Annotated in this window: 13 protein-coding genes; 8 read left to right on the top strand and 5 right to left on the bottom strand. The window is 66.7% G+C overall.

The features are described 5' to 3' along the window. The 6 genes from secY to ABW137_RS24480 form a co-directional block, all read left to right on the top strand. On the top strand, positions 1-1293 hold a 1293-nt coding region (secY, locus tag ABW137_RS24505), incomplete at its 5' end, for a preprotein translocase subunit SecY (protein WP_526404055.1). Next, positions 1290-1835: an adenylate kinase gene (locus tag ABW137_RS24500; protein ID WP_526404054.1), complete on the top strand. Its 546-nt coding sequence runs from the start codon at positions 1290-1292 to the stop codon at positions 1833-1835. The genes secY and ABW137_RS24500, both read left to right, overlap by 4 nt. Positions 1836-1837: 2 nt before the next feature. Then, positions 1838-2635: a type I methionyl aminopeptidase gene (map, locus tag ABW137_RS24495; RefSeq protein WP_526404053.1), complete on the top strand. Its 798-nt coding sequence runs from the start codon at positions 1838-1840 to the stop codon at positions 2633-2635. A gap of 101 nt (positions 2636-2736) precedes the next feature. Next, the gene (locus tag ABW137_RS24490) at positions 2737-3249 is read left to right on the top strand and encodes an RNA polymerase sigma factor (RefSeq protein ID WP_526404052.1); all 513 of its coding nucleotides are present in this window, start codon (positions 2737-2739) and stop codon (positions 3247-3249) included. Next, positions 3246-3983 carry an anti-sigma factor family protein gene (locus tag ABW137_RS24485; protein ID WP_526404051.1) on the top strand — a complete coding sequence of 246 codons (738 nt, stop codon included), beginning with the start codon at positions 3246-3248 and terminating at the stop codon, positions 3981-3983. The genes ABW137_RS24490 and ABW137_RS24485 overlap by 4 nt, the downstream gene beginning before the upstream one ends. Before the next feature lie 59 nt (positions 3984-4042). Further along, complete coding sequence (locus ABW137_RS24480) at positions 4043-4552, top strand: MarR family transcriptional regulator (protein WP_526404050.1); 510 nt, start codon at positions 4043-4045, stop codon at positions 4550-4552. Here ABW137_RS24480 and ABW137_RS24475 read toward each other — a convergent pair. Both ABW137_RS24475 and ABW137_RS24470 read right to left on the bottom strand, forming a co-directional pair. Beyond that, positions 4549-5775, bottom strand: a complete 1227-nt coding sequence (locus ABW137_RS24475; protein ID WP_526404056.1) for a GAF domain-containing sensor histidine kinase — start codon at positions 5773-5775, stop codon at positions 4549-4551. The two genes, ABW137_RS24480 and ABW137_RS24475, sit on opposite strands and share 4 nt — an antisense overlap. Positions 5776-5810: 35 nt before the next feature. Then, complete coding sequence (locus tag ABW137_RS24470) at positions 5811-6479, bottom strand: response regulator transcription factor (protein ID WP_526404049.1); 669 nt, start codon at positions 6477-6479, stop codon at positions 5811-5813. A gap of 103 nt (positions 6480-6582) precedes the next feature. On the opposite strand from ABW137_RS24470, the gene ABW137_RS24465 reads away from it, so the two are divergent. Further along, the gene (locus ABW137_RS24465) at positions 6583-7362 is read left to right on the top strand and encodes an HAD family hydrolase (protein ID WP_526404048.1); all 780 of its coding nucleotides are present in this window, start codon (positions 6583-6585) and stop codon (positions 7360-7362) included. On the opposite strand, the gene mmsB is transcribed toward ABW137_RS24465, so the two are convergent. Genes mmsB through ABW137_RS24450 form a run of 3 tightly spaced genes read right to left on the bottom strand, consistent with a single transcriptional unit; the run spans position 7348 to position 10976 of the window. Then, positions 7348-8232, bottom strand: a complete 885-nt coding sequence (gene mmsB / locus ABW137_RS24460; RefSeq protein WP_526404047.1) for a 3-hydroxyisobutyrate dehydrogenase — start codon at positions 8230-8232, stop codon at positions 7348-7350. The two genes, ABW137_RS24465 and mmsB, sit on opposite strands and share 15 nt — an antisense overlap. A gap of 44 nt (positions 8233-8276) precedes the next feature. After that, entirely contained in the window at positions 8277-9440 is a 1164-nt protein-coding gene (locus tag ABW137_RS24455; RefSeq protein WP_526404046.1) for an acyl-CoA dehydrogenase family protein, read from the bottom strand. A gap of 15 nt (positions 9441-9455) precedes the next feature. After that, entirely contained in the window at positions 9456-10976 is a 1521-nt protein-coding gene (locus ABW137_RS24450) for a CoA-acylating methylmalonate-semialdehyde dehydrogenase (RefSeq protein ID WP_526404045.1), read from the bottom strand. 473 nt (positions 10977-11449) lie between these two features. Here ABW137_RS24450 and ABW137_RS24445 point away from each other — a divergent pair, with 473 nt between their 5' ends. Beyond that, entirely contained in the window at positions 11450-22108 is a 10659-nt protein-coding gene (locus tag ABW137_RS24445) for a cadherin-like domain-containing protein (protein WP_526404044.1), read from the top strand. Positions 22109-22663 lie beyond the last annotated feature (555 nt).

Raw genomic sequence — 22663 nt, 5'->3', positions numbered from 1 at the left:
GCCGACCTCCGACGGAAGATTCTCTTCACCCTCGGCATCGTCATCCTCTACCGGGTCGGCGCCACGCTGCCGTCCCCCGGCGTCGACTACCCCAACGTGCAGAAGTGCATCGCGCAGGTCAGCGCCGGTGACTCCGCGCAGATCTACTCCCTCATCAACCTGTTCTCGGGCGGCGCACTGCTGCAGCTGTCGGTGTTCGCCGTCGGCGTAATGCCCTACATCACCGCGAGCATCATCGTTCAGCTGCTCACCGTCGTCATCCCGCGCTTCGAACAGTTGCGCAAGGAAGGCCAAGCCGGCCAGGCCAAGATGACGCAGTACACGCGTTACCTCGCGATCGCACTGGCGCTGCTGCAGGGCACCTCGATCGTCGCACTGGCCGCCAACGGTCAGCTGCTGCAGGGCTGCACCGAGCCCATCCTCGCCAGCACGTCGATCTTTTCGTTGGTCGTCATCGTCCTCGTGCTGACCGCGGGCGCCGGCCTGGTGATGTGGATGGGCGAGCTGGTCACCGAGCGTGGCATCGGCAACGGCATGTCCCTACTGATCTTCGCAGGCATCGCCGCCCGCATCCCGTCCGAGGGCAAGACCATCCTCGACAGCCGCGGCGGCCAGGTGTTCGCCCTGGTGTGCGTCGCCGCGCTGATCATCATCGTCGGCGTCGTCTTCGTCGAGCAGGGCCAGCGCCGCATCCCCGTGCAGTACGCCAAGCGCATGGTGGGTCGACGCATGTACGGCGGCACGTCCACCTACCTGCCGCTCAAGGTCAACCAGGCCGGCGTCATCCCCGTCATCTTCGCGTCGTCGCTGATCTACATCCCGCACCTGATCACCCAGCTGATCCAGAGCGGCAGCGCCAACCCGGGCACCGGCTGGTGGGACAAGTTCGTCGCCAACTACCTGACCAACCCGGCCAGCCCCGTCTACATCGCCATCTACTTCGGCCTGATCGTCTTCTTCACGTACTTCTACGTGTCGATCACGTTCAATCCCGACGAACGAGCCGATGAGATGAAGAAGTTCGGCGGGTTCATCCCCGGCATCCGTCCTGGTCGCCCGACAGCGGACTATCTGCGCTACGTTTTGAGCCGAATCACCCTGCCCGGTTCGATCTACCTCGGTGTGATCGCGGTGCTGCCGAACCTCTTCCTGGAGATCGGCAACACCGGCTCGGTGCAGAACCTGCCGTTCGGTGGCACCGCAGTACTGATCATGATCGGCGTCGGCTTGGACACCGTGAAGCAGATCGAAAGCCAGCTCATGCAGCGCAACTATGAAGGGTTCCTCAAGTGAGAATCGTTTTGCTTGGACCGCCGGGTGCGGGCAAGGGCACTCAGGCGCAGAAGCTGGCCGAGAAACTCGACATCCCGCACATCTCCACGGGTGACCTCTTCCGCTACAACATCAGCAACGAGACCGAGCTGGGCCTCGAAGCCAAGAAGTACCTCGACGCGGGCGACCTCGTCCCCGCCACGCTCACCAACGCGCTCGTCGACAGCAGGCTCGACGACGCCGACGCGGCCGCCGGATTCATCCTCGACGGCTACCCGCGCTCCGTCGAGCAGGCCGAGGCGCTGCGCGAGATGCTGGCCAAGCGCGACCTGGCGCTCGACGCGGTGGTGGAGTTCCGGGTCTCCGAGAACGAGCTGCTGACGCGGCTGAAGGCCCGCGGCCGGGCCGACGACACCGAGGACGTCATCCTCAACCGCATGAAGGTCTACCGCGACGAGACCGCGCCGCTGCTGGACTACTACGCAAGCGAGCTCAAGACCGTCGACGCCGTCGGCGGTCTCGACGAGGTGTTCGCGCGCGCACTGCAGGCCCTCGGCAAGTAATCGTGATCGGCCTGCCAGGCCTGCGCGGGCGCAAGGTGGTTCCGCAACGCAGCGCCGACGAACTGGACGCCATGGCGGCCGCGGGCGCACTGGTCGCCGCCGCGCTGCGCGCCGTGCGCCAAGGCGCCGTCCCCGGTGTCTCCACGCTCGAGCTCGACGCCATCGCCGAAGCGGTGATCCGCGACGGTCGGGGCATCCCCTCGTTCCTCGGCTACCACGGCTTCCCCGGAAGCATCTGCTCGTCGGTGAACGATCGCGTCGTACACGGCATCCCATCCTCAGACGACGTCCTGGTCGCCGGTGACCTGGTATCCATCGACTGCGGCGCGATCCTCGACGGTTGGCACGGTGACTCGGCCGTCACGTTCGGCGTCGGTCCGCTGATCCCCGCCGACGAAGCCCTCTCGGAGGCCACCCGGTCGGCCATGGAGGCGGGCATCGCCGCGATGGTGCCCGGCAATCGGCTCACCGACGTCTCCCACGCCATCGAGGTCGAGACCCACGCCGCCGAGCGACGCCACGACCGCAAGTACGGCATCGTCTCCGGCTACGGCGGCCACGGCATCGGGACCAGCATGCACATGGACCCATTCCTGCCCAACGAGGGAGCACCGGGACGCGGACCGTACCTGGCGGCTGGTTCGGTGCTGGCGATCGAGCCGATGCTGACCCTCGGCACCACGAAGACGATCGTGCTGGAAGACGAGTGGACCGTGATCACGGCCGACGGAACTCGCGCCGCGCATTGGGAACACACCGTCGCCGCCACCGACGACGGGCCACGGATCCTCACGCTGTGAGCCATCGGCTTCGGGCGAAACACCGCCGCTGACCAGGCGCGCGACGAAGATGTTCGTGAACCGGATGGCCGTCCGCGTCGTATCACCTATGGAGGTGACGAATGGACGATCCGGAGGCCGCGATGATGCGGGTGTTGTACGACGAGCACGCCGCCGCGCTGTGGCGTTACGCGCTGCGGCTCACCGGCGATCCGGCGCGCGCCGAGGACGTCGTTCAGGAGACGCTGCTGCGCGCTTGGCGACACCCAGTCACGGACGACGCCGACCGCTCCGCCCGCGCCTGGCTGTTCACCGTCGCCCGCAACCTGATCATCGACGACAGACGTAGCGCCCGCTATCGCCGCGAGTCCGGCACCGCCGACGTCGAGGCGGTCGCCGATCGAGCGGGACCCGACGAGGTCGACCAGGCGCTGGACAAGCTGCTGCTCGGCACGGCGTTGAGCCAGCTGTCGCCCGACCACCGCGCCGTGATCCTGCGCGCGTACTACCAAGGATGGAGCGTGGCGCAGGTCGCCGCGGATCTGCAGATCGCCGAAGGCACCGTGAAGTCCCGACTGCACTACGCAGTGCGGGCACTGCGGCTCAGCCTGCAGGAAATGGGGGTGACACGATGACGCACACCGGGGGACCGCACAGCGTCGACCAGTCAGAGGGCGACCGCTATGCGACGTGGGACGCGGCCTACGTGCTCGGGTCACTGTCAAGCACCGAACGCCGGGAGTACGAGGCGCACCTGACCGCCTGCGATCGGTGCCGCGGCGCCGTCGCCGAACTGAGCGGCATGCCTGCCCTGCTCGGCCTCCTCGACCCCGACGACGTTCGCGACCTCGAGCAGGAGCCACCGGAGCCCCCGCCGCTACGACCCGAGGTCCTGACGTCGGTCCTGAATGGGGTGCGCTGGCGCAGACGCCGGGCCCGCAGGCTGACGGCCGCCGCGGTCGGCCTCGCCGCCGCCCTCCTCGCGGTCGGCCTGGTGGTGGCGATCAGGCCCGGAGTCGTGGGATTGCAGAGCGGCACCACCGAGACCGTCGCGCAACTGGAAATGACCAAGCGCGCGCCGACGCCGTTCAACGCCACCGTCGCCATGAGCAGCTACGCCTGGGGCACCCGCATCGACATGGCCTGCACCTACGGTGATTGGGGCGGTGGAGCCAATCCTCCGCCCAGCAATCTCGGCATGGTGGTGGTCGGTCGTGACGGCAGCCGCACGCAGGTTGCCACGTGGCTGGGTCTGTCGGGTGCGACGGCCCTGCCCAGCGGCAACACTCCCATGCCACGAGACCAAATCGCCTCCGTCCAACTGGTTTCCGTGGAGTCCGGGGAAGTCCTGCTCGAACGGCAGGTGTGATCCGGCGCGAACCGGCCCGGTTGCGACGCCGGGTGGTGCTGCGTGCGGTAAGAAGAGGCGTGTCCTCTGAGCCCGCGGAGCGCGACCCCATCGAACTGGCACGCGCCAACTGGGACCGTGCCGGCTGGGGTGACGTCGCCGACGGCATGGTGGCCGTCACGTCCGTGATGCGGGCCCACCAGATCCTGCTGGCGCGCGTCGAGACCGCTTTGCGCCCCTACGATCTGAGCTTCTCCCGATACGAATTGCTACGCCTGCTGGCCTTCAGCAGCAACGGCGCCTTGCCGATCACGAAGGCCTCCGACCGGCTGCAGGTTCACGTCACCAGCGTCACGCACGCGATCCGCCGCCTCGAGAGCGACGGTCTCGTCGAACGCACGCCGCACCCGACGGACGGGCGCACCACGCTGGTGCGACTGACCGACCTCGGCCGTTCGACGGTCGAAGACGCGACGGTGACGCTCAACCACGAGGTGTTCGCCGACATCGGAATCTCCGCCGAGGAGTCGGCGGCACTCGCGGCGTCGATCGAGACGCTGCGTCGCCAGGCGGGCGACTTCCAGCGCTAGGGGCCCTCCCTCTCGATCGGCTGCGACGACAGCGGAATGGTCGCGGTCACCGCCGTGCCCGCACCAGGCCGCGATCGGATGTGCAACCGGCCCCCAACGATTTCGGCCCGCTCCGCCATCGACAGCAGACCGTAGCCGCCCATCTCGTCGCCGCCGAGTGGATGCTCGAACGTGTCGAAACCGACTCCGTTGTCGACGATTTCGAGCCGCGCGGTCTGCTCTCCGGTCGAGAACGTGAGGCTAGCGTTGGTCGCGTTCGCGTGTTTGACGACGTTCTGCAAGCACTCCTGCGCAATGCGGTAAAGCGCGATCTCGATGTGGTCGGGTAGCCGGACGTCGGCCAGGTCCGTGTCGATGACGACCTGCGGGATCGATCGCGCCAAGCTGGCCAACCCGCCGGCCAGCCCGAGGTCGTCGAGCACCGGCGGCCGCAATCCGCCGATCGCGGCACGCGCCTCCTGCAAGGTGAGGTCAACCAGCTCGCGGGCCATCGCCAGCTGCTCGGCCGCCGCCTCCGCGTCACCGCCGAGCGCACGGGTGGCCGCGTCGAGCCGGTAGGACAGCGTGACCAGGCGTTGCGAAATCCCGTCGTGGATGTCGCCTGCGAGCCTGCGGCGCTCGATCTCCTGCGCCTCGATCACCTGCTCGACGAAGTTCTCGTGGGCCCGCTCCCTGGCCACCAGCCTGCGATGCAACCGGGCCTGGTGCATGGCCCCGGCGATCAGTCTGCCGATGACCAGCAGCAACTCGACGTCGCGTCCGGTGAACTCGCGACGCTCCACGGTGTGCACGTTGAGCACGCCGACCAGGCCGCCGGGATCGGTCTCCATCGGTACCGACACCATCGAGGTGAAGTCCGAACCGCGCAGGGACTCGAACGGGAGGTACCGGGGATCGTCCTCCTTGTCGTGGATGATCACGACGGGTTCGCGGTGGCTGGCCACCCAGCCCGACACCCCATGTCCCAACGGCAGCCGGATCTTGCCGACCTCGCTGTCGAAAGGCGGCGTGGCGCCCGTCAACGTCAGCGACCGTTCGGCGTCGTCGAGCACGTGTACGAAGCACACGTCCGTGGCGGTGGCTGCCGTGATCATCCTGGCGGCCGCCGCGGCGAGCGGCTCGACTCCGGGCCCCGACGACGCCGCCTGGATCAGCTCGCGGAGCAGCGCGAGCTCGCGGTCGGCGTCGACCAGATCGCGGACCGCGTTGGAGCGTCGGGGAATCCGTGCCGATGCCCCGGCCGTCTCGCTCCTGCTGCTCACTGATAGATCCCCTCCCGCAGCGCCGTCGCGACCGCGCCCGTGCGATCGGCGACGCCCAGCTTGCGGTAGATCGCCCGCAGGTGCGTCTTGACGGTCTCGTCGCCGATCACCAGCTTGGTGGCGATGCCCCGGTTGGACAGTCCGCTGACGACGTAGGAGAGGATCTCGCTCTCCCGCTGCGTGAGGCCCTGCCTGGCACCGGGCCAGAACTCGTCGCGCTGCAACCTGGCCGCGGTGTCCACGGCGCGCGCGGCCATGCCGGGATCGATCGCGGTCTCACCACCGCGGGCGAACTCCAACTGTCGGACCAACTCGTCGCTGCTGATGCTCTTCAACAGATATCCGCAGGCGCCGACCCGCAGTGCCTGGAAGAGATACTGCTCGTCGTCGTAGACCGAGAGCATGACGACCTTGCGGTCCGGATCGCGTTGGCGCAGCGCCGCGCACAGGTCGAGTCCGCTGGAGCCCTGCATGCGCACGTCGCAGAGGACGATGTCGGGATCGAGCGCGGCGACCACGCCGAGTGCCCGTTCGGCGCCGACCGCCTGACCCACCACCTCGACGCGGTCACTGAAGGCGGCCAGCATCGCCTTGAGTCCCTCGATGACCATCTCGTGGTCGTCGACCAGGACGAGCCGCACCGGGGGACCGATGGCGGCAGGCATGGCCCGAGCATAGGACCGGCGTTCGAGCCGGTCGCCCATGTTGGCCGGTTCAATCCCCCGGATGGGGGAGGCGCCCCACTGTGACGTGCGCCACTCTGTGTGCATGGTGGACATTCAGGCGAGGGCGTGGCGGGCAGGCCGGTTCTGGTGGGACGCCTCCCGCCCCGGCGAGAGCAGTGCTCATCAGCTGCGCGCGATGGTCTTCGACCTCGACGCACTCACGGACGCCGAATGCGGTGGGCATCGGCTCGCGTTCAACGCAGCCTTCGCTGCGCACGGGCTGAGCCTGAGGTGGTCCGTGTCGCGGTACCGCAGGCTGCTGGACCTGCACGACGAGCGGCAGCGCGTCGCTGCAGAGCTGCGGGCACGCGGCGTCTGTACGGAGTGCGACGTCCTGCTCAAGGTTCTCGTCGAAGAGATCTGTCGGACGAAGGCGACGATGCTCGACGAGATGATGCTCGGCGCGGATCTCGATCCGCGGACCGGCCTGGTGGACCTGATCACCGACGGGTTCACCGCTGGGGTGGCGGTGGGCGTCGTGGCCGCCGGTCGCCGTCAATGGGTGCAACCCCTGATTCGTCAGCTGGTCGGCGACGGGTTGGTGCAGACGATCGTCACCGCCGACGACGTCGGCACACCCATCCCGAGCAGCGACGCCTACCGGATGGCGCTGGCCGAACTGGGCGTCTCCGCCCACGATGCGCTGGCCTTCGCGGGTTCGCCGAGCAGCCTGCGCGCCGCGTTCGGCGGCGGCCTGGCCGGCGTGCTCGTCGACCCCAACGCGCCAGGGGCGCACGCCGACTACGACGGTCTGCGCGTCGCGGACTGTCAGCGGCTGCATGCTCGACTGGGGTCGGGCATGCAGCGGTCAGCTGCCGCGTAGCAGTTCGATGATGGCGCTGAAGTCCTTGCCGGCGTGGGACGGGTCCGAATCGATGAACCCCGCGTAGATCTCCGCGGCGTGGGACCCCAACGGAGCCGACGAGCCCGACGACGACACGGCGTCCATCGCCAGCCCCAGATCCTTGTGCATCAGCGCCGTCGCGAACCCCGGCTTGAAGTCGTTGTTGGCCGGTGACGTCGGGACCGGGCCCGGCACCGGGCAATTCGTGTGCACGGACCAGCAGTTGCCCGTTGCGCCGGTGATCACGTCGAACAGCGACTGCGCTGAGAGGCCGAGTTTCTCGGCGAGTACGAAAGCCTCGCCGACGGCGATCTGCTGGACGGCCAGCACCATGTTGTTGCACAACTTGGCGCTCTGCCCGTTGCCCGAGCCGCCACAGTGAATGATCTTGCCCGCCATGGGTTCCAACACGGGTCGGGCTCGCTCGACGTCAGCATCGTCGCCGCCGACCATGAACGCGAGCGTGCCCGCGGTCGCACCCTTGACGCCGCCGGATACGGGTGCGTCGATCTGTGCGTGACCGTGTTCGATTGCCTGGGCATTGATCGCCCGCGCATCGTCGACCGAGATGGTCGAGGTGTCGATGAACAGCGTGCCCGGCTTGGCGGCGGGCAGCACCTCGGCGTAGCAGGCCTTCACGATGGCGCCGCTGGGCAGCGAGGTGATCACCACGTCGGCTTCGGCCACCGCCTCGGCCCCGCTGTCGAAGGCCTTGGCGCCCTTGCTCTCTGCGGTGTCCTTCAAGGCGGTCACCAGGTCGAAGGCGTGTACCGCGTGGCCAGCCTCCACCAGATTGGCCGCCATCGGGCCACCCATGTTGCCAAGTCCCAAGAATGCGATCGTCGTCATCTGTTCTCCCGTCGCTTCGCTCGTCTCACTGAGGTTTCATTCGTTTACGACGCGCGGGCACGGACCGCTTCAGCCCGCCCGATGACCACGCGCATGATTTCGTTGGTGCCCTCGAGGATGCGGTGCACGCGCAGGTCGCGGACGATCTTCTCCAGCCCGTACTCCCGCAGGTAGCCGTAGCCGCCGTGCAACTGCAGAGCCTGGTCGGCCACCTCGAAACAAGCGTCGGTGACGTAGCGCTTGGCCATGGCGCACAGTTCGACCTTGTCGGGATGGTTGTCGTCGAGTGCAGTGGCGGCGCGCCACAACAGGTTTCGCGACGCTTCCAATGCCGTGGCCATGTCGGCGATGGTGAACCGGATGGTTGGCTCATCGAGCAGGCGGATGCCGAATGCCTCGCGGTCGGCGAGGTAGGCGACGGCCTTGTCGTAGGCGGCCTGCGCCCCGCCGAGCGAGCAGGCCGCGATGTTGATGCGCCCACCGTTGAGTCCGGTCATCGCGATCGCGAACCCGGTACCCTCGCCGTCGGCGCCGCCGAGCATCGCATCGAGTGGCACCCGAACTCCCTCGAACACCACCTGCGCGGTGGGTTGCGCGTTCCACCCCATCTTGTATTCGTCGGGGCCGAAACTGACTCCAGGCGTGTCCTTCTCGACGACGAAGGCCGAAATTCCGCGTGGTCCCTCGCCACCCGTCCGTGCCATCACGACGTACACGTCCGAGGTACCCGCCCCGGAGATGAATTGCTTGACACCGTCCAACACCCAATGCTCACCGTCTCGAACGGCCTTGGTGCGTAACGCACTTGCATCCGACCCGGCACCCGGCTCGGTAAGGCAGTAACTGGCGATCAGCTCCATGGAGGCCAGTCGCGGCACCAGGCTCTTGCGCTGTTCGTCGGTGCCGTAGGTGTCGACCATCCACGTGCACATGTTGTGGATCGACAGGAAGGCGGCCGTCGTCGGGTCGGCGACCGCAAGGTGCTCGAAGATGCGCACCCCGTCGAGGCGGCGCAGGCCGCTGCCGCCTGCGTCCTCTTGACAGTAGATCGCCGCCATGCCCAGCTCGGCGGCCGCACGCAGCACGTCGGTCGGGAACTTCTTCTCGGCGTCCCAATCCAATGCGAAGGGCGCAATGCGCTTCGCGGCGAACTCGGCCGCCGTCTCGGCGATCACGCGCTCGTCGTCGTCGAGACCGAAATAGTCCATAGCGATGCGTCAGCCCTACTTCATTGTGGGGATGGAGAACTCGGCCCCATCCTTGATGCCCGATGGCCAACGCTGGGTGACTGTCTTCACCTTGGTGTAGAAGATGATCGAGGAGGGCCCGTGTTGATTGAGGTCGCCGAAGCCGGACCGCTTCCAGCCGCCAAAGGTGTGATACGCCACGGGAACCGGGATCGGCACGTTGACGCCGACCATGCCGACCTGCACGCGGGACACGAAGTCGCGGGCAGTGTCGCCGTCGCGGGTGAAGATCGCGACGCCGTTGCCGTATTCGTGCTCCGAGGGCAGCGCCAGCGCGTCTTCGTAGGTCTCGGCCCTGACGATGCACAGCACCGGTCCGAAGATCTCGTCCTTGTAGATCGACATGTCGGGGGTGACGTGGTCGAAGAGGGTCGGCCCGATGAAGAAGCCGCCCTCGAGGCTGGCGTCACCGAAGGTGAGGTCGTCGCTCGCGCGTTCGCGGCCGTCGACGACGGCGTCCGCGCCGGCTTCGATGCCCTGGGCGATGTAGTCCTTGACCCGCGCCAGTGCCGCCGAGGTGACCAGTGGGCCGTAGTCGGCCTTGGGGTCCAGGCTGTGGCCGACGCGCAGCTGATTGACGCGCTCGACGAGCCTGGCGCGCAGGCGGTTCGCCGTCTCCTCGCCTACCGGGACCGCGACGCTGATCGCCATGCAGCGCTCGCCCGCACTGCCGTAGCCTGCGCCGATGAGCGCATCGACGGCCTGGTCGAGGTCGGCGTCGGGCATGACGATCATGTGGTTCTTGGCGCCACCGAAGCACTGGGCGCGTTTCCCGTTGGCGGCCGCCGTCGAGTAGATGTACTGCGCGATGTCGGAGCTGCCGACGAACCCGACGGCCTGGATGTCGGGATGGTGCAGGATGGCGTCGACGGCTTCCTTGTCCCCGTGCACCACCTGGAAGACGCCCTTGGGCAACCCGGCCTCGAGGAAGAGTTCGGCGAGACGGACCGGCACCGACGGATCGCGCTCGCTGGGCTTGAGGATGAAGGCGTTGCCGGAGGCCAGTGCGGGGCCCGCCTTCCAGAGCGGGATCATCGCGGGGAAGTTGAACGGGGTGATGCCCGCGACGACGCCGAGGGGTTGGCGCAGGGAGTAGACGTCGATGCCGCCGCCCGCGCCCTCGGTGTACTCACCCTTCAACAGGTGGGGGATGCCGATCGCGAACTCGATGACCTCGACACCGCGCTGAATGTCGCCGAGCGAGTCGGCGACGGTCTTGCCGTGCTCCAGTGAGAGGAGTTCGGCGAGTTCGTTGGCGTTCTTGTTCACCAGCTCGACGAACTTCATCATCACCCGGGCGCGGCGCTGCGGGTTCCAGGCGGCCCATTCCTTCTGGGCCTTGACGGCGATGGCGACGGCCGCGTCGACCTCGGCCGACGAGGCCATCGGGGCCTGGGCCTGAACCTCGCCGGTGCTGGGATTCAAGACGTCAGCAGTGCGGCCAGACGTGCCGTCCGTGCGCTTGCCGTCGATGAAGTGCGGAATCTGTGTGGTCATGGCGCGTCCTTCGGCAGGAATCGGAATTACTAGGACATCCTAGTAACCCCGCAGGCGCTGCACAAGGGTTTGCAACGGCTGGTCTGACCCGGCGACGGGGCCACACGCTTTCAGCAACACATCGTCGAATCGCTGGCAGACAGACTTTCGAACGTTGGCGGGCGACGTTGACAGGGGGTGCGCGGTCGAAACACTAGGGAAATCCCCGATGCACGTCGCTCCGGCCGCAGCTTAGATTCAGCGAACACTCAGGCGGGTGCGCGGTGGCGAGATAACGGGGGAGCTTCGTGGTAAACGAGCATGTCAAGGCTGCCAAGGGTCGGCATCGGCTAGGGCGAGTTCCTGCGTCCGATCAGTGGCTGCCCGTGGTGCTGGATCCGCGCACGGTTCGGGTCGGGCATGGCGGGCGCGGTTACTCGCGATACGTCGGCAGAGTGGGGGCTCTGGCGGTTGCGCTGGGCGTCGGTTTTGCCGTGAGCAGCTCACCCGGAGTGGCGTGGGCCGGGCCGGACACGGAGGCGAACACCGCGCCCGATCCCGGACCTGAATCGCCGGGGCCTCAGGAGTCGGGGGACCCAGGGACATTGGATCCCTCGCCCACCCTCTCGGATGAGCCCGCCGCCGGCGCAGATGCCGATGCACCGGCCGGCCAGACGACGTCGACGTCCCCGGTCGACGAAGCCTCGTCAGAGTCAGAGCTGACTATCGGTGGTGATCAGGGGCCGACGGTGATCATCCGTCACCAAGGCGCAGAGCACGACGACCATCCGGACGACGATCCCGACGTCGAGTCTTCTTCGCAGGCGTCCGACCTTGCGCCGACGGGCAGTGGCTCTACGTCCGCCGCGCAGATCGAGGCTCCCGCGACGCCATCTCCGAAGCCGTCGAATGAATTACCGCCGCAGCAGCTGCCCGCCCCAGCTACCACCACCCCATCGACGGTTGCGGGCGGGCGCACGGAGCAACCCAATTCGGTCAGTGCGTCGTTGCGCCTCGCGGCGATCGCGCCGGACGGCGACGAACGGCAGTCAGGTGCAGTCCCTGCGGCGTCCTTGAATACGCGCACGTTCGCAGGGGCGGATTCCCCAATCGAAGAGATGAGTGCGACGCCGGCGACGGTGCTGCATGCCGCCGCGGGCTGGTTGGCCGGGGTCTTTCATGCGCTGACCGCTCCGGCGCCGGGGGCACCCGTGGATTCGCCACTGATGTGGGCGGTGCTGGGCTTGGCGCGTCGGCAGTTCGGCCGTCCGGAGGAGGAGCAGAACCTGCGGCATGTTGCCGCCGAACCGACGACCGGCGAACCGGAACCTCAGGCGCTCAATGCGTTCTCGACCTTCAGTCTGATGGCCGTGCCGCTCGGTGTTGCGGCTCCGGTGGCGGGTTCTCCGTCGGTGGGGGTGCCTGATGCGGTGACGGGTGTGGTGAGTGGGACGTTGAACGTCTCGGATGCCGACGGTGATGTGTTGACGTACACGGTGACTGGTGCGCCTGCCCGTGGTGTGGTGGCGGTGTCTTCGGTGGGTGGGTTCGTCTATACCCCGAGTCAGGCGGCTCGGTTGGTGGCGAATACCACTGCTGGTCCTGATGGGGATTCGTTCGTGGTGACGGTGTCGGATGGGCAGACGGCGATTACCACCACGGTGGCGGTGCCGGTGACTGCGGCGGAGGTGAGTGTGTCGCCGTCGTCGGTGGTCTTGGGGGGCTACCCGGGTGGGGCGGTGGTGGTGGGCAACCGGGTCTATGTCGCCAACGCCTACGCCGGGACGGTGTCGGTGATCGATGCCACGACCAATGCGGTGCTCGGATCGCCGATTGCGGTGGTGGGTCAGCCGGCGGTGGTCGCTGCCAGTGTGGATGGGTCGCGGGTGTACGTGGCGGGCAATGGGGCGGTGTCGGTGATCAATACCGTCACCAACACGGTGGTCGGATCGTCGATCAGTGTCGGGGGTGGGCAGTCCTATGGCATCGCGGTGTCCCCGGATGGTTCCAAGGTGTATGTCACTACCGTCGGGTCGAGCACTCTCAAGGTGATCAACACGGCTACCAACGCGGTGACTCAGATCAGCGGGTTGGGTGCCACTCCGGCCGGGGTGACGGTCAATGCCAACGGGACTCGGGCCTATGTCGCGAATTTCGGCTCGAACACGGTGACGGTGGTCAACTTGGCCACCAACGCGGTGATTGGTTCGCCGATCGCGGTGGGTGTCAATCCGGTCGGGGTCGCGGTCAGTCCGGACGGTGCTCGTGTGTATGTGGCCAACAGTGGTGCGGGGACGGTGTCGGTGCTCAACGCCGCCACCAACGCGGTGGTGGGTTCTGCGATCACCGTTGGTGTTCAACCGTGGTCGGTGGTGGTGTCGCGGGATTCCAGTTTGGTCTACGTCGCCAACGGCAACGACACCGTCTCGGTGATCAACGCCAGTACCAACGCGGTGGTGCGCACCCTGGCCATCGACACTGCCCCCGAAGCCGGGATTCATTACTTCGCGCTCTCCGGTGATGGCACCAAGCTGTTCATCTCCGACACCGCCGACAACAACCTCCGCACCATCACCCTGGCTTCCGCCGCGACCGGCCAGGCGCCGACCGTCACCGTCTCGGCGGGCAGTACGGGTTATCTCGAGCAGGGCAGTCCGGTGGTCGTCGATGGTGGGTTGACGGTGTCGGACGCTGATTCGGCGACGTTGACGGGTGCCACCGTCACGCTGGGTGGGGCGAGTGCGACTGAGGCGCTGGGCTTTACGGCCGGTGGTGGTATCACGGGTAGCTACAACGGTGGCACCGGGGTGCTGACCTTGTCGGGGTCGTCGAGTGTGGCGAATTACCAGGCCGTGTTGCGGTCGGTGACGTATGTCAACGCCAGTGATGTGCCGGTAATCAGTCGGGTCGTCAGCTTCGCCGTGACGGACGGGACGACGCCCAGCGCCGTGGCGACGAAGAACCTCACCGTGACGGCAGTCAACGACGCGCCCGTGCTGGGCAGCACCGGCGGCAACGTCACAGCTGCGCCAGGAGTGCCGGTGGCCCTGGATCCGACCATCACGGTGGCCGATCCGGATAACGCGACGCTGTCGGGCGCGACGGTGACCATCACGTCCGGGCTGCAGTCGGGTCAGGACGTCCTGGCCCTGGGCACCTCCGTCAGCGGCATTCTGGCCAACTACAACAGCGCCACCGGGACACTCAACTTGACCGGGACCACGAGTGTCGCCAACTACCAAACCGCATTGCGTGCAGTGACTTACACCAACACCAGTGCCACACCGAGCATCGCGCCGCGCACGTTCACGGTCGTAGTCACGGACGGCACGTTGACGAGCAACGTCCTCACCCGCCAGATCACTGTCGCCACGGCAGGGAATCAACCCCCGACGGCCACACCGACGTTCGGTACTCCGAATGTCGGCGGTGCGGTCGCGGGCGCTCTGAATGCCACCGATCCGAACGGCGACACCCTGACCTACGCGGTCACGTCACAAGGGTCCCAAGGCACGGTGACGCTCGGAACCGGTGGCACGTTCACCTATCAGCCCACCGTCGCCGCGCGCTTCGATGCCTTCACCGGTGGCCCCGCCACCGACTCCTTCACCGTCACGGTCAGCGACGGCGTCAACCCCGCTGTAACTGTCACCGTCGCTGCGGTTCCGGTCTCGCCGCTGCAGCTGAACATCGGACCGCGCTTCAGCCCCGCTGACGAGGGCGAGCCGTTCTCTCCGGCGAACGTCATCGCTGGCCCAGACGGCCGCGGATACGTCTACGACAGGGCCTCGGAATCGGTGTTCGTCATCACCCCCGCCGGCCAGAGCATCGCCATCCCCGTCGGCGCGGCCGGCGGCAACCAGGTCATCGCCCTCAGCCCCGACGGCAACACGTTGTACTTCGCTGCAGGCGATCTGTCGAATACGAGTGGCGCCGTCGGCGTGTACAACACGAACACGGGTGCGAAGATCACCGATGTTCCGCTGACTGGACCCCCGTTGTCGATCGCCGCCGCGGACAACGGCGACGTCTACGTCGCCAGCTTGACGGTGCAATTCGATGGCACGAACGTCATGTTCACTTCGACCATCTCCCGCATCGTGAACAACGTCGTCGCGTACGAGGTCGCAGCGCTGCCATCGGCGTTCGCCTACACGACGACGCCAGCCCCGGGCGGCGACCGGCTGTACGTCACCTCGTCGGACCCGCTTTCACCGTCGACGCCGCCGCGGATCTCCGTCATCAACACGGCGACGGGCAACGTCACCCCCGTCGACCTCGCCAGTCAGATCCCGAACTTGGTCAATTCGGATGCGTCGGCGGTATCGCCCGACGGAAAGACGTTGTACGCGTTTGCAGTGAGCGGAGTCAACGCATCAGATTTCACGCTCCAACTCGCGATCATCGACGTCGATCCTGGCAGCGCGAGCTACCTCGACGTCGTCGACCTGATCGGCGAGGACGAGCTCGGAGGCCTCACCCCGATCGGCAGTAGCGTGAGCTTCAGCCCGGATGGCAGCGCGGTGTACCTGCCGGTGGGCCAGGTCGACGAGAGCGGACAGCAGTCGGTGGTCGGTATCGCCGTGCTCGATGTCCGCGATCTCGGCCTCATCACCGTCACCCCGTTTACGTCCGCCGCCCAGGGATTCGCGCTGAGTTCGGACGGTGTCCACGGCTACCTCGTCAGCGTGGAAATGGACGAGTACGGCACGCCCGTGACCGGCACCGAAGCCGTCTCCGTGATCACCATCTCGACGCCGAACGCCACCCTGGTGGTGACTGCTTCGCCGGGATCCACCGCCTTCCAAGGAGGCGGCGCATCGGTGGTCGTCGACGGAGGCATCACCGTCGCCGATTCGAACTCGGCGAACCTGACCGGCGCGACCGTGACGATCACGGGCGCAAAGACCACCGAATTGCTGAGCTTCACCGCCGGCAACGGCATCACCGGCGGCTACAACGCCACTACCGGGGTGCTCACCCTCACCGGCACCTCGAGCGTCGCCAATTATCAAGCGGCACTGCGGTCGGTCGTCTACGGCAACACAGGCGTGACCTCGGCGACCATTCGCACGATCACATTCGTCGTCGACGATGGCACCGGGGTCGGAGCGCCAGCGGTCAAGACCATCAGCGTCGCTGCGTCCCCCGGACAAGCTCCAGTGATCACCAGTTCTCCCGGTGCCACCGAGTTCCCCGAGCGGAGCTACGACGTGCAGGTGGACGGCGGGCTGACGCTCACCGACCCGGATTCGGTCGTCCTGACCGGTGCAACCATCACGATTTCCGGTGTGCAGTCCACTGAGGTGCTGTCCGCGTACGGGCTCGCCGGCAACCTCAGCCAGAGCTATAACGCGGCAACCGGAACGCTAACCCTGACTGGCACGGCCTCGGTCGCGCAGTACCAGACGGCCCTGCGCTCGGTGTACTACTACAATTCCAGCGCCAATCCTCCAGCGACGCGCACGATCTCGATTATCGTCACCGACGGTGTTGGCACGGGCGCCGCGACGAAGACCATCGCCACCATCCTGTACAACGACCCGCCCCAAATCGCTGGCACTACAGCAAGTGTCACGATAGCTCCCAACGTCGCCTTCCTGGTTCAGCCGTCGATCCTCGTCGCCGATTTGGACAACGCGACTTTGGCCAGTGCGACCGTCTCGATCGATCAGGGACAGGGATCCGGCGATGTGCTGGCCCTGTCTGGCACCCATCCGGGGATCACCGCCGTCTACGATTCTGAAACCGGCGTGCTGACGTTGACCGGAACTCGCCCAGTCGCCGATTACCAAAGCGCGCTGCGTGCAGTCACTTTCACCAACAGCGCGGTCATCGCAGACGGAACGGGCCGCATCATCGTCGTCGCAGTCTCCGACGGATTGGCCGACAGCAACCTGGTGACCCGACAGCTCACCGTCGTCAGTCCCAACTTTGCTGCTCCCGTCGTGACCACGTCGCCTGGGGCCACGACCTTCACCGAGGACCTCGGCGACGCCATCATCGATGCGGGACTGACGCTCAGCGATGTGGACTCGGTGGTGCTCGCCGGAGCCACGATCACCATCGTCGATGCGACGTCGGATGATCAGCTGTACATCTACGTACCTTCGGAGACCGGTATCTATGCTGGCAACTACGACCAGGACACCGGAACTCTGACGCTGACGGGCTCCGCGAGCCTGGAGACCTACGAATCCGTCTTGCGCTCGGTCGTCTACTACAACTTCGCCGACAATCTGCCCGCCTCGCGCACCATCACTTTCGTCGTCACCGACGGGGTCTACGCGAGTGCCCCTGCATCCAAACAGATTTCGATCACGGCGATCAACGACCTACCAGTGGTGGACACCTCGTCGGGTCCCACCGCCTACGCCGAGCAGGGTAATCCCGTCGTCGTCGACGACAGCGTCACCGTCACCGACATCGATGCGACGAACCTGGCCGGCGCGACGGTCTCGCTGGGAGGCGCCACCGCTAGCGAGTTCCTTGCCTTCACGGCGGGCAATGGCATCGCCGGCACTTACAACACTGCTACCGGGGTACTCACTCTGTCCGGTGCGTCGAGTGTGGCCAACTACGAGGCCGCGCTGCGCTCGGTCACCTACCAGAACTCGAGCGACACGCCCGCCGCAACGCGCACGGTCACGTTCGTCGTCAGCGATGGCATCGATGCCAGCGCCCCTGTGACCAAACAGCTTTCGGTCACCGCCGTCGACGATCCCGTTCAGCTCACCACCACGGCCGGGTCCTCGGCCTACTTCGAGCAGGGCGCTCCCGTGGTCGTCGACGGCGCTCTGACGCTTACCGACCCCGATTCCGTGGTGACCGGCGCCACCGTCACGATCACCACCCCACATCCTCTCGACACGCTGGACTTCGCCGTGCCCGAAGGAAGTGGGATCACCGGGGAGTACGACCTCAGCACCGGGAAACTGACCTTCACAGGGACGTCCAGCGTCGCCAACTACCAATCCGTGCTGCGCTCGGTCACGTTCGCCAACCTGAGTGAGACGCCAGGAACGACGCGCACCATCACGTTTACCGTCCAAACCGATCTCTACGTGGCGCCGAGCGCCACGGCCGCCAAGACAGTGACGCTCACGACCGTCAACGACGCGCCCGCACTGCAGAGTTGCAGCTGCACCGTCACCACCAACCCAGGAGCCGCCGTCGCGCTGAACCCGGCGATCCTCGTCGACGATCCCGACAACACGACGCTGACCGGGGCGACCATCGCCATCACCGGTGGCTTCTCCGCCATGACCGACGTGCTGGCCCTCAACCCCAGCCCGTTCAACGGAATCACCGCCACGTACAACACCACAACCGGGGTGCTTTCCCTGGCGGGCACAGCCAGCATCACCGACTACCGCGCCGCGCTTCGCTCGGTGACCTTCACGAGCAGTGCCGCCGCGGGCGCCACCCGCACGATCGCGTTCACCGTGACCGACGGCACGCTTGCCAGCAATACCGTCGTCAAGTCGCTCACCATCGCGGTAACCAACCAGGCCCCCATCGCGGGAACGCCCAGTTACACGACGAATTCGACCACCGGTGTGGTGACCGGTTCGGTGTCGTTCACCGATCCGAATGGCGGCACGCTCACCTACTCGGCGGCGCCGCCCATCCGCGGCAGCATCACCATCGACCCGGTGACGGGTGCCTTCGTCTACACCCCGTCGGCTGCGGCCCGACAACTGGCCGCAACGACGACAGCCACCGCGTCGCAGAAGCAAGACATCCTCGTCGTGCTGGCCGATGACGGTCAAGGCGGCGTCACTGCGGTCGGCATTACCGTGAACGTCGTTCCGGCGGCGGCCGCGACGAACGACGGCCCCATCGCCGGTTCGCCCGTCATCGGTACGCCGAGGACGAGCGACGGCGCCGTCACGGGCGCTGTCGTGTTCACCGACGCGAACAACGACCCGCTTCGCTACTCCGTGGTCGGGTCCGTGCCGAAGGGCACCGTGTCGCTCGATGCGACGACCGGTGAATTCACCTTTACGCCACACGACTTTCCGGCGTTCAACAACGTGCCCCGGCACGTCGCGGCGGCCGACAATGCCACCCCGGCGGACCAGGTCACCAGCTTCACCATCCGGGCGAGCGATCAGCGCGGCGGGACCGCGGACGTCGTCGTCACCGTGCCGATCAGCCCGGAGAACATCGCGCCGACCTTCTTCAGTTTCCAGCCCAGCACGACGAACGCTTCCGGTGTCGTTACGGGCGCAGTGTTGTTCAGCGCCGGGGATGCCGACGTACCCACCTTCACGGTGAGCACGCCAGCGAAGGGCACCGTCACCATCTCCCCGTCCGGCACGCAAACCTTCAACTACACCTACACACCCAGCGCTACGGGCCGGCAGGCCGCGGCGTCACCGTCGGCCACGGCCGCCGACAAGGTGGACGCCTTCGTGCTCACCCTCAACGACGGGCACGGTGGCGTGGTATCGGTGGCGGTCACCGTCGCGGTCTTGCCCACTGGCGTCACGCCGAACTCCGCACCTTCGCGTTCTGGCACTGGCTACGCGTTGATCAGCAGGAGCGCGGAAACCGGCGTCACCACGGGAACCGCGAGCTTCTCCGCATATGACGGGGACACGCTGGCCTACGTCGTGACCCAGCCGACCAATGGCACGGTCGTCGTCGATGAGACGACCGGAGCGTTCACCTTTACGCCGTCGGCCACGGCGCGGCACGCCGCGGGCGCGGCGGGCGCCACCGAAGCGGATCGGTATGCGACGTTCACGATCGTGGCCGTCGACGGTCACGGCAACGCGACCCCGGCGGTCGTCCAGTTGCCGGTCGGCACGCAGAACGCGACCCCGACACTGGTCAACTCGACGGTCGGAACGCCGAACGCCACCACCGGCGTCGTTACGGGCCAGGTCACCGCCACCGATTCCGATGGCGACACGATGGTCTACGTCGGCTCCGCCTACACCGCGAAGGGCGAGGTCGTCGTCGACCGTGCGACCGGAGCATTCACCTTCACGCCTGCCGCCGCCGCCCGGGCATATGCGGCTGCCGCAGATGCCAACGACGTCGACAAGTTCGACAGCTTCACCGTCACGGCGTACGACAACCACGGCAAGTACGTCAGCACGGTGATCACCGTCGCGATCCAACCCTCGACCGCGCCCAACAGCGCGCTCACGCAGACCGCGCCCACGACCGTTGGCGAGCCCGATCCCACTACGGGAGAAGTCAAGGGCAGCTTCAACCTCCTCGACCTCGACCGCGATGGAATCACCTACAGCATCGAGGCGATCGCCGGAAGCCGAGGCGACGACGGCTTCTTCCTGGTCGACGATGCGACGACCACCGGGGCTTGGACGTTCACCCCGGGTGAGGACCGGCGTCACGAAGCGGCGCTCGACGTCGGAGGCCGCCCCGACGTCTTCTCCTTCCGGTGGACGGCGACGGACACTCGAGGCGCGACGGTCAGCGGTGAGGTGTCGGTCCTCATCTCGCCGGCCAACCAGCAACCCGTGTTGGTGAGCGGGATCCAGACGAAGAACTCCACCACCGGGGCGATTTCCGAACGGTTCACCGCGACCGACCCCGACGGTGACTTCCTCACCGTGTCGATCGCAACCATTCCGACGTATGGCTCATTCAAGACCGAGTGGGTCGGCGGCGACACCTACCAATGGACCTACACCCCGGCCGCCGGCCAACCTGCCGGTTACGCACCCAACTTCACCCTGAGGATCAGCGACGGGCATGGCGGGCTGAGGGCCGACACGCGGTCGGTGAACCTGAATGCGCCACTTTCAGCCGCCACACCGGTGCACACGGGGCTGAGCACCAACCAGCCCACCGACCCCGTCAGTGGGGCGATCGGTGGGACGGCGGCGGTGGCGAATCCGGCAGGCCGGACGCTGACCTACTCCATTCAGGGAGCACCGAGCAGGGGATCGGTGGCGATCGATTCTGCCACCGGCGCTTACACTTTCGTCCCCAGCGCCACCGCCCGTGAGGATGCTGCCGGCAACGGCTCGGCCACGAATCTGCTCACCGATCAGTTCACCGTCAAGGTCCTCGACGAGAACGGCGACCTCGTGGAGGTCGTGCCGATCACCGTCCCCATCAGTCCACTCAACCGTCGGCCCGCGACTGAAGTCGTCATCGGGTCCTTGAGCGACATGGGCACGATTTCGGGCCGCGTCGTCGCCACCGACCCCGACGGAGACCAACTGACGATCACGGGCAATCAGTCGTCCCGGCTCCAAGGGCAGGTCGTAGTGCGCAACGACGGAACCTTCACGTATACAGCGAATCCGCTGTATCGCCAGCTCGCTGCCAGCGAACCCGTGGTCGACTACTTCTACGTCACGGTGGCCGAGGACCACGGCAGGAAGACCTTCGTGAAGGTCGTGATCAACGTCCCGCCGCTGACCGGTTCGCCGACACCGGCCGATCCGCCCCGTTATCCGCCTCCGCCGGGTGACACCCCCACGCCCGAACCGCCTGGGGTTCCGCTAGATGACTTCCTGAAGGACCCGCACCGCCTCACGGATCCGATAATGGGACTCGATGTCACTGTCAAGTTCGAGTACTCCGTGCGCACGATCATTGACTACGGGCTGGCCGAAAGCGTCGATGACTACTACTCGGTGAAGGTCACCTATCCCGAGTCGACACCACCATTGCTGAACGCGGACGTCTGGGTGCTCCAAGTCGTGGGTGGGCGTGTCACCGGATACGCGATGCTCTCACCCGGCGGAACGATCACGGGCTACAGAGATGTCGACCGTGCCTATGACGTCTACGGTTGTTGGCCGTGCACGAGCGTCGACGCCTACGTACTGGTGACGGCATACGAGCGGGGATTCTTCCCGGAGGACCTCCTTCCGGGCGGTGGTACGCCGCCGACCGGGCCGGGCGTCGACGACCTCTACGAGATCTACGGATTCAAGAACGAGGCCAAATACCGCGAGGAGCTCCAGCAGCTCAAGTGCCGGCTCGGCGTTGCCACGGTAGCCGTCAGCTTGGTGCCCCTTTCCGAGCCCAAGGTCAAGGGCGGGAAACTGGTTCAAGACGTCATACCCGGAGCCGGATACCAGCAAGCCGAAGATCTGAAGAAGGAAGCGCGAGAAACCGGAGTGGAGTCAGTGAGGCAAAATTGCCGCTCGGCGGATGACTGATTCGTTTCGTCGGCGGCGAGCAACCCGAGACCGTTTGGCGCGAGGCTACGAATCGGCGGTACCGACCTTCGCCGACGCTGGCACGCGTTGGTCTGCCGCAGAGGCACCCGGCCCGCTGTATGTTCGTGAACTCGCAGTCGCGGGCCCTTCATAGAACCGTCCACGGTCGTCGGTGTGCACGCCCCACACCAGACTGTCCGGATGAACTGGGCCGGCCGGACTCCGTGTAGCGCGGGTGCCGCACGCCGGGTAACCCGCCTCCCTATCTGTTCAGGAGATGTCCGCAATAGCGGCCTCGCCGCCAGACCGGGGAGGTAGTCGTCGTGTCCCGACGTACCCAACGCATCGACGTCGTGCTGTCCACTGCCGCGATGGCTGCGGTACTGCTCGACGCTTGCATCGAGGCGAACCAGCAAGTGAGTCAGCCGAACTCGAACGTCAGCACGTCTGTCGTGACGCCCGCACCGCACGGGCCGGTGTCGACCGCGGCCGTCAGGACCGCGCAGTCGCCGGCCTGGTTGCCAGGCCGATCCCCGGTCGGGGTGCCCTTCTCAG

It is taken from the genome of Mycobacterium sp. (assembly GCF_040509115.1).
In the GTDB taxonomy this organism is placed as follows: Bacteria; Actinomycetota; Actinomycetes; order Mycobacteriales; family Mycobacteriaceae; genus Mycobacterium.
The sequence above is the reverse complement of the archived record's forward strand: the minus strand, read 5'-3'. Positions and strand labels throughout refer to the sequence as shown.

Excerpts from the sequence above, each read along its gene's own strand:
- ABW137_RS24490 (WP_526404052.1), top strand. The coding sequence starts at position 2,737 with ATGGACGATCCGGAGGCCGCGATGATGCGGGTGTTGTACGACGAGCAC.
- ABW137_RS24485 (WP_526404051.1), top strand. The coding sequence starts at position 3,246 with ATGACGCACACCGGGGGACCGCACAGCGTCGACCAGTCAGAGGGCGAC.
- ABW137_RS24470 (WP_526404049.1), bottom strand. The coding sequence starts at position 6,479 with ATGCCTGCCGCCATCGGTCCCCCGGTGCGGCTCGTCCTGGTCGACGAC.
- ABW137_RS24465 (WP_526404048.1), top strand. The coding sequence starts at position 6,583 with ATGGTGGACATTCAGGCGAGGGCGTGGCGGGCAGGCCGGTTCTGGTGG.
- mmsB (WP_526404047.1), bottom strand. The coding sequence starts at position 8,232 with ATGACGACGATCGCATTCTTGGGACTTGGCAACATGGGTGGCCCGATG.
- ABW137_RS24455 (WP_526404046.1), bottom strand. The coding sequence starts at position 9,440 with ATGGACTATTTCGGTCTCGACGACGACGAGCGCGTGATCGCCGAGACG.
- ABW137_RS24450 (WP_526404045.1), bottom strand. The coding sequence starts at position 10,976 with ATGACCACACAGATTCCGCACTTCATCGACGGCAAGCGCACGGACGGC.